7 protein-coding genes are annotated in these 12,767 nt (G+C 72.9%); 5 read left to right on the forward strand and 2 right to left on the reverse strand.

Annotation, left to right across the window (positions count from 1 at the left end; genetic code table 11):
• Window positions 1–73: 73 nt before the first annotated feature.
• A complete protein-coding gene (locus ACLQ2R_RS34840; protein WP_425965671.1) occupies window positions 74–697 on the forward strand; it encodes a TetR/AcrR family transcriptional regulator in 624 nt (207 codons plus the stop codon).
• Window positions 698–705: 8 nt separating this feature from the next.
• Here the strand turns inward: ACLQ2R_RS34840 and ACLQ2R_RS34845 are convergent, their stop codons facing one another.
• Window positions 706–2,394, reverse strand: coding sequence for a hypothetical protein (locus ACLQ2R_RS34845; RefSeq protein WP_425965672.1), 1,689 nt, complete (start codon window positions 2,392–2,394; stop codon window positions 706–708).
• A gap of 136 nt (window positions 2,395–2,530) precedes the next feature.
• On the opposite strand from ACLQ2R_RS34845, the gene ACLQ2R_RS34850 reads away from it, so the two are divergent.
• The 4 genes from ACLQ2R_RS34850 to ACLQ2R_RS34865 all read left to right on the forward strand — a co-directional run bounded on the left by ACLQ2R_RS34850 (window position 2,531) and on the right by ACLQ2R_RS34865 (window position 10,654).
• Window positions 2,531–4,933 (forward strand): helicase-associated domain-containing protein, encoded by a 2,403-nt coding sequence (locus tag ACLQ2R_RS34850; protein WP_425965673.1) that lies wholly within the window; start codon window positions 2,531–2,533, stop codon window positions 4,931–4,933.
• Window positions 4,934–5,251: 318 nt separating this feature from the next.
• Window positions 5,252–6,151, forward strand: coding sequence for a hypothetical protein (locus tag ACLQ2R_RS34855; protein ID WP_425965674.1), 900 nt, complete (start codon window positions 5,252–5,254; stop codon window positions 6,149–6,151).
• Window positions 6,152–6,598: 447 nt separating this feature from the next.
• A complete protein-coding gene (locus ACLQ2R_RS34860; RefSeq protein ID WP_425965675.1) occupies window positions 6,599–8,242 on the forward strand; it encodes a DNA repair helicase XPB in 1,644 nt (547 codons plus the stop codon).
• Window positions 8,243–8,632: 390 nt separating this feature from the next.
• Window positions 8,633–10,654 (forward strand): HelD family protein, encoded by a 2,022-nt coding sequence (locus ACLQ2R_RS34865; protein WP_425965676.1) that lies wholly within the window; start codon window positions 8,633–8,635, stop codon window positions 10,652–10,654.
• A gap of 142 nt (window positions 10,655–10,796) precedes the next feature.
• On the opposite strand, the gene groL is transcribed toward ACLQ2R_RS34865, so the two are convergent.
• Window positions 10,797–12,425 (reverse strand): chaperonin GroEL, encoded by a 1,629-nt coding sequence (gene groL / locus ACLQ2R_RS34870; protein WP_425965677.1) that lies wholly within the window; start codon window positions 12,423–12,425, stop codon window positions 10,797–10,799.
• Between the last annotated feature and the right edge of the window lie 342 nt (window positions 12,426–12,767).

Here is a 12,767-nt window from a genome sequence, read left to right on the forward strand (position 1 = left end):
CTCACGGCGCGGCGCGGCGCGATCCGGTGCGCCCGGCACTGGATAAGGTCACCGTGGAGGTAGCTGCGAAGAGATGACCAGATCGACGCGCGAGCGGATCATCGACGAGTCCCTGCGCCTGTTCGCCGAACGAGGCTACGCGGCGACCTCGGTGGCCGAGATCGAGGCCGCCTCGGGGCTGTCGCCGGGCGCCGGAGGGCTGTATCGCCACTTCAAGTCCAAGTACGAGGTGCTGGCCGCCGCGATGAACGAGCACGCCGCCAGGACGCGGGTGCAGATCGCCGGAACCCTCGCCGAGTTCGCCGTCGTCGACACCTCGACCGGCATCGAGGAGCGGCTGTCCCACCTGTGCAGGGCGGGCCTGGCCAAGGTCCGCGAGGAGCGGGAGCTGACCCGCGTCTTCTTCCGCGACCTGAGCCAGTTCCCCGAACTGGTCGCGACCGTGCGCGAGGGTCTCCTGCAGCCCATGTTCGACGCGATCACCACGTGGTTCCGCGCCCAGCCCGAGTACGCCGGGGTGGAGGCCGACTGGCACGCCATCGGGGCCGTGCTCGGCGGGGCGGTCGTGCACTACCAGCTGTTCCAGGAGACCGTGGGCGAGCCCCCCGGCCGGGCGGAACGCGATCGCTTCGTCTCCGCCTGGGTGCACCTCGCGCTCGGCCTGCTGCCCCGCCCGGCGGCCTGGACCGTCGCCTGAGCGACGGGTCACGGGCGGGAGGAGGGCCGGTGTCCCCGGCCGGGCTGGATCACCGGGTTGAGCAGGCGGTAGGTCAGCCAGAAGACACCCCACGCCGTACCCAGCAGGAACATGAGCCCGCTGATGGTGAAGAACTCCTCCACCACCCTGCTGAAATCCTCCCTGGCGCGCACGAGGGCGACCAGTCCGCCGCCCAGGGTGTAGCTCAGCATCGGGGAGGCGATGCCGATCACCTTGTCGGAGGTGGTCCAGGCCTGGCAGGCGACGACCACGAGCGCTCCCACGGCCCAGACCAGCACCGGGATGGTGAAGATCGCGATCGGCGCGAACGGGAACGGGATCAGCAGCCCGGCCAGGGTGAGCAGGACCATGCCGATCGTCTCGCGCCGGTGACTCAGCAGGATCGTCCGGGCGTCCTCCGTGCCCGGCACGATGTCCTCGCGCGATCGGGGCGGGCGCTTCCGGCGCAGCAGGCCCGGACGGCCGCGCGCCTGCCTCTTGGCCAGCCGCTCCTCCGCCTCCCGGATGCCCCTGGCCACGCCGGGCGGCATCCCCGGCCGGACCACTGAACCACCGGGGTCGTTCCCGGGTGCCTTCACGGCCTGCCCCGTAGGAGCGGCGGGTGTGGCTCCCTCCTCCGGCGCCTCTTCCCGCTCCGCGTGCCCCGTCTCCGGCGTTCCCTCCCGGGCCTCACGCCCCGCGCCGGACTCCGCACCGGACTCCGCCGGCGCCCGGCGCGTCCGCGGCTCCGGCACGACAGGAGCGAGGGGGTCCGGTACGACAGGAGCGAGAGGGTCGGGCACGGGGGGAGCGAGCGGGTCGGGGGGCACCGGCGGGGCGGGCGCGGGCGGGGCGAGCGGGTCCGGTGCGGGCGGTACGAGCGGGTCCCGTGCGGGCCAGTCCCGTACGGCCGGGATCTCCTCGGTCGGCGGATCTCCCTCCACCGCGTCCTCCCAGTCCCCCTCCTGCCGGTCCCAGGCGGACGACCGGTCCGGGGAGTCCGGGGACGGCATCGGGGCGTAGGGATGTCCGCGTACCGGCCGTCGAGGCGCGGGGACACCGGCCGCGTCGGCCGCGCCGGAACTCCGGGGCCCACCGGGGTCGCGGGGGTCGCGGGGGTCACGGTGGTCGTCCGGGTCACCGGGACCGGAGGGGTCACGGGGAGCACCGGAGCCGGGAGGGTCGCGGGGGTCGTCGGGCGACGGCGCGGCGAGAGGTGACTCGGACGGCGACGGCACCGAGGGGTGCGGCACGGGGACCGGTGACACGGAGACCGGTGACACGGAGACCGCCGAGGCGGGGACGGACCCGGGTAGGGAGGCGGGCGACGCCTGGGCGGGGGGAACCCGGACGGACGAGGCATGCCCCGCCGCACCCGCCGTACCCGATGCACCCGCACCCGCCGTGCCTGACACGCCCGGCGCACGGGGCGTCGTCCCGGGCGAGCGGGACGCCTCCTCCCGCCCCAGCCGGCGCAACTCCTGGCCGACCAGCTCGACGGGGTCGCCGAACCCGGCCAGCACCCCGGCCACGGCGGCCGGGTCGTCCGTCCCCGCCCGTTCGGCGTCGATCCGCCTGCGCAGCCCCGCGATGAAGTCGATCCGCCGCCTCGGTGGCAGCACCCCGTGGGCGGCGTCGGCCACCCTGCTGACGTAGTCCAGGACGAGCTGGTCGGCGCGCTCGATCACACTGGCCATCCTCTCTCGACATCGCCTTCCCCGGGGGCTTCTTCCCTGATTCGCCACCCATGAAGTGATCGATTCGCGTCCTTCCCGCGACCGCGGAATTCCCCCAGGCCGCGCGATGTCGGTCAAGCCTCCTACCATTGGCGGAATGAGCACGGAGTTCACCGAGTGGCTGCGCGGCCGGAGCGACGATCGGCTGCGGGCTCTCGTCTCCGTGCGCCCCGAGCTCGTCACGCCCGTGCCCGCCCACCTGGAGGGACTGGCCGGGCGGGCGAGCAGCCCGTCGGCGGTCGGCAGGGCCCTCGACCGGCTCGACCGCTTCACCCTGGCGGTCGTGGAGACGCTGGCCGTGCTCCCCACGCCCCTTCCCTACCGGTCGCTCCGTGCCCGCATGGCCCGCGCCCTGCCCGGAGCGGCCGACGCGGCGTTCCAGAGCGCGCTCAAGGAGACGGTCGAGCGACTGCGCACCATGGCGCTGGTCTACGGGCCCGACAAGGCCCTGGCCACGGCCCCCGGTGTGCGCGAGGTGCTGGACGGCCCGGCGGGGCTCGGCCCGCCCGCCGCAGAGGCGTTCCGGCATCATCCCGCCGAGCGTCTCGCCGAGCTGGTGCGGGACGCCGGGGGCGAGGACGGCGACACCAAGGAGGCCCTGGCCGCGCTGCTCGCCGATCCCGAGGTCGTCGGCCGGCTGGTCGAGGAGGTCTCGCCGCAGGCCCGGTCGGCCCTCAACGAGCTGGCCTGGGGTCCGGCCAGCGGCCGGGTGCCGAACGCGCGGCGCGAGGTGCGCGCCGCCACCGCGCAGTCCCCGATCGACCAGTTGCTCTCCCGGGCGCTGCTGGCCGCCACCGGCGAGGAGAGCGTGGTGCTGCCCCGCGAGGTCGCCCTGTTCCTGCGCGGCGGGCGCGTCCACCGCGATCTCTCCCCCTTCCCGCCCGCGACCGAGGGCACCGGGCGCGACCAGGGGCTCGCCGACCGTACGGCGGCCGGGCAGGCGTTCGCCTTCGTCCGCGCGGTGGAGGAGCTGTGCGAGCGCTGGAGCGCCGACCCGCCCGGGGTGCTCCGCAGCGGCGGTCTGGCCGTGCGCGACCTCAAACGGACCGCCGCGCTGCTCGACCTGCCCGAATGGGTGACGGGGCTCATCATCGAGGTCGCGTACGCCGCGGGGCTGGTGGCGGCGAGCGGCGCGGTCGACGGCGACTGGATGCCCACGCCCGGCTACGACGGCTGGCGGGTGAGGTCCACCGAGGACCGCTGGGCGGTGCTGGCCACCACGTGGCTCACCATGGACCGGCTGCCGGGCGTCATCGGCGAGCGGGACGAGCGCGACCGGCTGCTCAACGCCCTCCATCCCGACCTGCGTCGTTCGTCCGCGCCCGAGGTCCGCGCCGCCACCCTGCGCGTGCTCGCCTCGGCTCCGGCGGTGGCGCCCACGCTGGAGGCGGTACGCGACCGCCTGGCCTGGGAGCAGCCGCGCCGCCGCGGCGGCCACCGCGACCAGCTGGTGGAGTTCACGCTGCGGGAGGCCGAGCAGGTCGGCGTCACCGGGCTGGGGGCGCTCTCCGGTCACGGCCGCGCCCTGTTCCCCGACCCCTCCGGGGATTCCGGCGCCTCCGCGGGCCCCGGCGGCGGTCCCGCCTCCTGCGCCGCCCGGCTGCTGCTCCCGCTGCTGCCCGAACCGCTCGACCACGTCCTCCTGCAGGCCGACCTGACCGCCGTCGCCCCCGGGCCGCTCACCGGCGAGCTGAGGCGGTGGCTGGCGCTGGCGGCCGAGGTGGAGTCCACCGGCGGCGCCACGGTCTACCGGTTCGACGAGCGGTCGATCCGGCGGGCGCTGGACGCCGGGCAGGGCGCCGACGAGCTGCTCGCCATGCTGGAGCGCCATTCGACCACGCCCGTGCCCCAGCCGCTCGGCTACCTGATCGCCGACGTGGCCCGGCGGCACGGCCGGATGCGCGTGGGCACGGCGAGCGCGTACGTGCGGTGCGACGACTCCTCGCTGCTGGACGAGGTCATGGCCGACAGGCGGGCGATCCCGCTGCGGCTGCGCCGGCTCGCCCCCACGGTGATCGCCTCCAAGTCCTCCAGGCCCGCGCTGGTCGACGCGCTGCGCGCCATGGGGTACGCCCCCGCGGCGGAGTCCCTCGACGGGGACGTGATCGTCACCCAGCTCGACGTCCGGCGGACCGAGGGCGTGCCCGTGGCCCGCTCGCCGGTCACGTTCGGCGGACCGGAGGCCGACGTGGTGGCGGCGGCCATCCGTGCCGTACGCGCCGGGGACGCCGCCCATCTGGCCCGACGTCCCCCGGTGGCCGCTCCCGACGGCCAGATCCCGCGTTCCCCGGCCACCGCCACGATCACCGCGCTGCGCGAGGCCATCCGGCAGGGGTCGCAGGTCTGGATCGGCTACCTGGACTCGCAGGGCAACGCGACCAGCCGGATCCTCGAACCGGCCCGGATGGAGGGCGGCTACCTGACCGCCTACGACGAGACGCGGGCGGCCGTGCACCGTTTCGCCCTGCACCGCATCACCGGTATCGCCGACATCGCCTGACATCACTCGACATCACCCGCGTGCCCCTCGCCGGTTCCGTCCGGGGACCGGGAACGGCCGTACGGCCCCGGTGTGCCGGGGAAGATCACCGGGTAATGTCGATTCCGGGACGGGCCGCCCCGGGGCCGGACGCCGGGGCACGTCATCGCCCGGGACCCGGAGCCTTCCCCGGTCTCGTGCGGGATCCGGCCGCCGGAGTCCCGTCCGGGGTCCGGACGCCGGAGCGGAGGCCGACCCATTCGTCCCTGGCATACGGTTCACGGCTCATATCGTGATATCTGTTGATGTCCCGAGCTCCACAGAAGCGAGAGATCCACGGTGAGCAGCGGTCATTCCGAAGGTCCCAGCACCAACCCGGACGACTGGAGGAGTCCCCACGGCGCCGGTGCCGGCCCTGCCTCCGGTGACGAACGGCTCTCCTACGACCGGGAACGGTTCGCTCAGGGACGTCCGCCCGGGCACGCCGGGCCCGAACGCACCGGGGCCTTCGGCCACGGGGTCTCCCCCTACGACGACCGGACCCCGGACGACCCGCCCTACCCGGGCTCTTCTCCCTACGGCGACCCCGCCCACACGAGCCCCGCCTATCCCGAGCAGGACCACGGTGCCCCCACCCGCGTCGCTCCGGATCACGGTGGCTGGGACCACATCGACCGAGGCCACGACCGGGGACAGCACGGCCGGACGTACACCGACCATGACCACGCCACCGGCGGATACGGCGACACGGCCCACCCGGGCACCGGATACCCCGGCACCGGCTACGGCGACACGGGTCACGGCGATGCGGGCCACTCGGGCACCGGATACCCCGGCACCGGCTACGGCGACATGGGCCGCCCGGGCGCGGGACACGCCGCCGGGGAGTACGCCGGCGACACCCGGCTCGACCACGCGGCCCCCCACGGATACGAGCAGCCCCACGTCGAGCAGCCCCACGCCCCCAGGGCGTCCCCCGCCACCGAGAGCGTCAGGACTCACGCGATCATCGTCATGGTCGTCGGCATCGTGCTCTCGCTGAGCTGTTTCCTGAGCATCGGCGGGCTCGCCGGCGCCGTCCTGTCGGGCATGGCGCTGGGCAGGGTCGACTCCGACACGCGGGGGGCCGGGCGCCTGCTCCGATGGGCCTGGATCGGCATCGGCGCCAACATCGGACTGATCGTCCTGGGAGCGGCCGTCTTCGTCGTGGCCGGGCTCAACCACGCGTTCGGCCCCTGACCGCGCCCGGACCCGCGAGGCCCTGACCGTGCCCGGACCCGCGAGGCCCTGACCGCGCCCGGACCCGCGAGGCCCTGACCGTGCCCGGACCGGCAAGGTCCTGACCGCGCCCGGACCCGCGAGGCCCTGACCGTGCTCGGACCCGCGAGGCCCTGACCGGACCCGCGAGGCCGCGACCGGTGCCGGGGCCCGGCCCCCGGGAAGTCCCGCACGCCCGGCACCCGCACCTCCGGTGACCCCGTACTCTCGGTGTCCTGGCACGTGGCGACCGTGCGCGTGCCGGCCGGGGATGTGAGATCGCTCGCATCGGCGGGTCGCGCGGGACTGCCCACGCGTCCCCGCCCGTTGCACCCGGGGAACGTGGGGCAGGGGACGGCCCGGCGGACGACCGCCGGGTGCGACCATGGGCCGAGCCGCCGCGACACGCCGTAACCGAGGGAGACGTCTGTGACTGACGGACCGTTGATCGTCCAATCGGACAAGACCCTGCTCCTCGAGGTCGACCACGAGAAGGCCGGGGAGTGCCGCAAGGCGATCGCGCCCTTCGCGGAGCTGGAACGCGCCCCCGAGCACGTGCACACCTACCGGGTCACGCCCCTGGCGCTGTGGAACGCGCGGGCCGCCGGGCACGACGCCGAGCAGGTGATCGACGCCCTGATCGCCTACAGCCGCTACCCGGTGCCGCACGCGCTGCTGGTCGACGTCGCCGAGACGATGGCGCGCTACGGCAGGCTGCGCCTGGAGAAGCATCCCGTCCACGGCCTCGTCCTGACCAGCACCGACAGGGCCGTGCTGGAGGAGGTACTGCGCTCCAGGAAGATCCAGCCGCTGCTGGGCGAGCGCCTGGACGACGGCGTGGCGGTGCACCCGAGCGAGCGCGGCAACATCAAGCAGCTCCTGCTCAAGCTGGGCTGGCCCGCCGAGGACCTGGCCGGGTACGTCGATGGCGAGCACCACCCGATCGAGCTCACCGAGGACGGCTGGGAGCTGCGCACCTACCAGCGCGAGGCGGCCGAGGCGTTCTGGCACGGCGGCTCGGGCGTGGTGGTCCTCCCCTGCGGGGCGGGCAAGACGATCGTGGGCGCGGCGGCGATGGCGCAGGCCAAGGCCACCACGCTGATCCTGGTGACCAACACCGTCTCGGCCCACCAGTGGAAGCAGGAGCTGCTCAAGCGGACCTCGCTGACCGAGGACGAGATCGGCGAGTACACCGGCACGAAGAAGGAGATCCGGCCCGTCACCATCGCCACGTACCAGGTGATGACGACCCGCAGGCAGGGCGTCTACCGTCACCTGGAGCTGTTCGACGCCCGCGACTGGGGTCTGGTCGTCTACGACGAGGTGCACCTGCTGCCCGCGCCGATCTTCCGGATGACCGCCGACCTGCAGGCCAGGCGGCGGGTCGGGCTGACCGCGACGCTGGTGCGCGAGGACGGCCGGGAGGGTGACGTGTTCTCCCTGATCGGCCCCAAGCGGTACGACGCGCCGTGGAAGGAGATGGAGAACCAGGGCTGGATCGCCCCGGCCGACTGCGTCGAGGTGCGGGTGACGCTCACCGACGAGGAGCGGCTGGCGTACGCGATGTCGGAGTCGGAGGAGCGCTACCGGTTCTGCGCGACCACGCCGTCCAAGACGCGGGTGACCGAGGCGCTGGTCCGGCGGCACCTGGACGAGCAGGTGCTGGTCATCGGTCAGTACATCGACCAGCTCGACGAGCTCGGCGAGCACCTGAACGCACCGGTGATCAAGGGTGAGACGAAGGTCAAGGAGCGGGAGCGGCTCTTCCAGGCGTTCCGCGACAAGGAGATCCAGGTCCTGGTGGTCTCGAAGGTCGCCAACTTCTCCATCGACCTGCCCGAGGCGGCGGTGGCCATCCAGGTGTCGGGCACCTTCGGGTCACGGCAGGAGGAGGCGCAGCGGCTGGGCCGGGTGCTGCGGCCCAAGGCCGACGGCGGCGGGGCCCGGTTCTACTCGGTGGTGAGCCGTGACACGGTCGACCAGGACTTCGCCGCGCACCGGCAGCGCTTCCTGGCCGAGCAGGGGTACGCCTACCAGATCATCGACGCGGACGACGTGCTCGCCGGAGAATGACGCCACTGGCGAACACGCCGTCGATTTGTGTCAGGTCCACGAAATCCCGCGGGCTTTCGACAAACAGACCACCCCCTCGCTAGGCCTCTTCGGCCACTGGCGACATACCCCCATGATCTGCGCGAGTCACCATGTTCGGCTGCCTTTTTCGTCATTTCATCGCAGAATCACTGAGAGTATCAGCTTGATTACTGATTGATCTGGACATCGGCCTGAAGAATGCCCGCGATGATCGCCGAACGGCCGTCGCGGGGGGTCGTCACGGTTCCGGGCGGCCGCTCCCGGCCGGGCTTTAATCGCTTTGAGGCGTGCGAGCCCCGGCGCTAGGCTGGCCGATTCGCTGCCCGATGACCACCACCACCTCCGTTCATGAATGGGAGGCGCTTCAGCATGCCCGCACACCAATTGGCCCCCGACATAGCCGACGATCCCGCACGGGTTCTCGCCGCCGAACGCGAACACCTGACCCTCTCCAGGGCGGCGCTGCGCGCGATGCGCGAGCACGCCGCCTCCCTCTCCTCCGACGCCGCCGGGGACTGGGTCTCCCAGCAGATCCTCCAGGCGCTGCTGGACCAGCGGGTCGCGGCGCTCGCCGACCACTCCGGCACGCCCCTGTTCTTCGGCCGCCTCGACCGCGAGGCCGACGACGACCTGCCCGGGACGGTCTACGTGGGACGCAGGCACGTCCACGACGACCGCAGCCGCCCCCTGGTGATCGACTGGCGGGCCCCGATCTCCCGGGCCTTCTACCAGGCCAGCCCGTCCGACCCGATGAGCGTCTCCCGCAGGCGCCGGTTCGGCTACCACGGCGGCGACCTGACCGCCTACGAGGACGAGCGCCTCGACCAGGGCGGCCCGGCCGTCGCGCGGAGCAGGATCCTCACCGAGGAGATCGAGCGTCCCCGCTCCGGGCCGATGCGCGACATCGTCGCGACGATCCAGCCCGACCAGGACGAGATCGTCCGCTCCGAGCTGACCCGGACCGTGTGCGTCCAGGGTGCCCCCGGCACCGGCAAGACCGCGGTCGGCCTGCACCGGGCGGCCTACCTGCTCTTCACCCACCGCGAGCGGCTCGCCCGGTCGGGCGTCATGATCGTCGGCCCGAACCGGGCGTTCCTCTCCTACATCTCCTCGGTGCTGCCGGCCCTGGGCGAGGTCAAGGTCGACCAGACCACGGTCGCGGGGATCCTCGGCGACCACGCCGCCCCGGAGGACCCCGCGGTCGGCACCCTCAAGGGTGACGCCAGGATCGTCGAGGTGCTCAGGCGCGCCCTGTGGATGCACGTCGTCAAGCCCGTCGAGGGCGTGCTCTACACCAAGGGGATCAACCGCTACCGGGTCGCCGACCACGAGGCGCGCGAGATCGTCGCCGCCCTGCGCGGCACCGTCCGCTACGGGCCCGGCCGCGCGACGCTCGCCCAGCGCCTGGCCCACCTGGTGCTCGTCCGGATGGAACAGCGCGGCGAGTCGCCCGACGACCGGGTGCAGGACGCGGTGGCCCGGTCGGCTCCGGTCAAGCGGCTGGTGGACGCGGCCTGGCCCAAGCTGACCCCGCAGCAGGTGCTCCACCGCCTGTTCAGCGACCCCGACTTCCTGGCCGCCGCGGCCAAGGACGACCTCACGGCCGAGGAGCGCTCGCTCCTGCTCTGGGCCAAGCCCGCCAAGTCCTTCCGCTCGGCGAAGTGGTCGGCGGCCGACGGCGCGCTGATGGACGAGCTGGGCGACATGATCGAACGGACCACGCCGCTGGGCCACCTGGTCGTGGACGAGGCCCAGGACCTGTCGGCGATGCAGTTGCGGGCACTCGGGCGGCGCTGCCGCACCGGGTCGGCCACCGTGCTGGGCGACCTCGCCCAGGGCACCACGCCCTGGTCGGCGCGCTCCTGGACCGAGGTGCTGACCCACCTGGGATTCGAGGACGGCGCCGTCACCGAGCTCACCCTGGGGTTCCGGGTGCCGCGCGAGGTGCTCGACTACGCGGCCAGGTTGCTGCCGTCGGTGGCCCCCGATCTCGCCGCCCCCCGGTCGCTGCGGCCCGGGGCGGGCTCCCTGTCGGTACGGCCGGTGACGCACCTGGACACGGCGCTGTCCGGTGCCGCCGAGGAGGCGCTCACCCGCGAGGGCTCGATCGGCGTCATCGTCCCCGACGCCATGGTGGACGCCGCCTCCGCCGCCCTGTCCCACCTGGACCACCGGGTGCTGAGCCCCGACGCGGTCGAGGACCACCGCCTGCTGGTCATCCCGGCCACCCTGGCCAAGGGCCTGGAGTACGACCACGTGATCGTGGCCGAACCGGCCGACATCGTCGCCGCCGAGCCCCGGGGCCTGGCCCGCCTGTACGTGGTGCTGACCCGCGCGGTCACCTCGCTGACCGTGCTGCACGCCCGGCCGCTCCCCGCGCAGCTCGGCTGAGCCACGGCCGTCCCGGGCATCGGCCGTCCCGGGCATCGGCCTGGTGAGGCGACCACCGGTCACCGGCCGGCGCGTACCGGCCGGTGAACGACAAAAAGAGGCGACCCCGGCGGGGGTCGCCTCTTTTTCGAAAGCGTCCGGACTAGAAGTCCATGTCGCCGCCGCCGCCGGGCATGGCGGGAGCGGAACCCGGCTTCTCGGGCTTCTCGGCGATGACGGCCTCGGTGGTGAGGAACAGCGCCGCGATGGACGCCGCGTTCTGCAGAGCGGAACGCGTCACCTTGGCCGGGTCGATGATGCCCGAGTCGAACATGTTGACGTACTCACCGGTGGCGGCGTTGAGGCCCTCACCCGCGGGAAGGTTGCGCACCTTCTCCACCACGACGCCACCCTCGAGGCCGGCGTTCACGGCGATCTGCTTCAGCGGCTCCTCGAGAGCCTTCTTCACGATCGCGGCACCGGTGGCCTCGTCGCCGGAGAGCTCCAGCTTGTCGAACGCCTTGGCGCCGGCCTGCAGCAGGGCCACGCCACCGCCGGGGACGATGCCCTCCTCGACGGCCGCCTTCGCGTTGCGAACGGCGTCCTCGATGCGGTGCTTGCGCTCCTTGAGCTCGACCTCGGTCGCCGCGCCGGCCTTGATGACGGCCACGCCGCCGGCCAGCTTGGCGAGACGCTCCTGGAGCTTCTCGCGGTCGTAGTCGGAGTCGGTGTTCTCGATCTCGGCGCGGATCTGGTTGACCCGTCCGGAGATCTGCTCGGCGTCGCCGGCACCGTCGACGATGGTGGTCTCGTCCTTGGTGACGATGACCTGGCGGGCCCGGCCGAGCTGGTCCAGCGTGGTGGACTCCAGCTTGAGACCGAGGTCCTCGCTGATGACCTGGGCGCCGGTCAGGATGCCGATGTCGCCCAGCATGGCCTTGCGGCGGTCACCGAAACCGGGCGCCTTGACGGCGACCGAGCGGAACAGACCGCGGATCTTGTTGACGACCAGGGTGGCCAGGGCCTCGCCCTCGACGTCCTCGGCGATGATCAGCAGCGGCTTGCCGGCCTGCACGACCTTGTCGAGAACGGGGAGCAGGTCCTTGTTGGCGGACACCTTGGAGTTGACGACCAGGATGTAGGGGTCGTCGAGGACGGCCTCCATCCGCTCCGGGTCGGTCACGAAGTACATCGAGGTGAGGCCCTTGTCGAAGCGCATGCCCTCGGTGAGCTCGAGCTCCAGACCGAAGGTGTTGCTCTCCTCGACGGTGATGACGCCTTCCTTGCCGACCTTGTCCATCGCCTCGGCGATCATCTCGCCGATCTGCGGGTCGCCCGCGGAGATCGAGGCGGTGGAGGCGATCTGCGCCTTCGTCTCCACGTCCTTGGCGAGCTTGGACAGCTCCTCCGACACGCGCTCGACGGCGGCCTCGATGCCCTTCTTCAGGGCCATCGGGTTGGCGCCGGCGGCGACGTTGCGGAGACCCTCACGTACGAGAGCCTGAGCGAGCACGGTGGCGGTGGTGGTGCCGTCACCCGCGACGTCGTCGGTCTTCTTGGCGACTTCCTTGACGAGCTCCGCCCCGATCTTCTCCCACGGGTCCTCGAGCTCGATCTCCTTCGCAATGGAGACACCATCGTTGGTGATGGTGGGGGCTCCCCACTTCTTCTCCAGAACGACATTCCGGCCCTTGGGGCCGAGGGTCACCTTGACGGCGTCCGCGAGCTGGTTCATGCCACGCTCGAGACCGCGCCTGGCGTCCTCGTTAAACGCGATCATCTTGGCTGCCATACGGCTAGACCTCCCAGATACAGGGTGGCTTGCACCGGACCGAGCCGACGCCCGCGACGGCATGTGGGCCCACGACTCCGTTCGGCGGGCCCCATCGCCTCGATCCAGGTTGGCACTCCTCATGCGTGAGTGCCAACAAACTGTTTAGCACTCTACCCTGTCGAGTGCAAGCCGCGATCGCCTGACCTGCACCGCGGGAACGCCTGACCTGCACCGCGGGAACGTCCCGTACAGAACGAAGGCCCGGCCCGCCCGCGGGGGGGGCGGCCGGCCCCCGCGCGCCCGGGGGGGGGGCACGCGCGGGGGCCCCCGGGCCCCCCCCGCGCCCCCCCGCGCGCCCCC

It is taken from the genome of Streptosporangium sp. DT93 (assembly GCF_049844535.1).
Lineage (GTDB): Bacteria > Actinomycetota > Actinomycetes > Streptosporangiales > Streptosporangiaceae > Streptosporangium.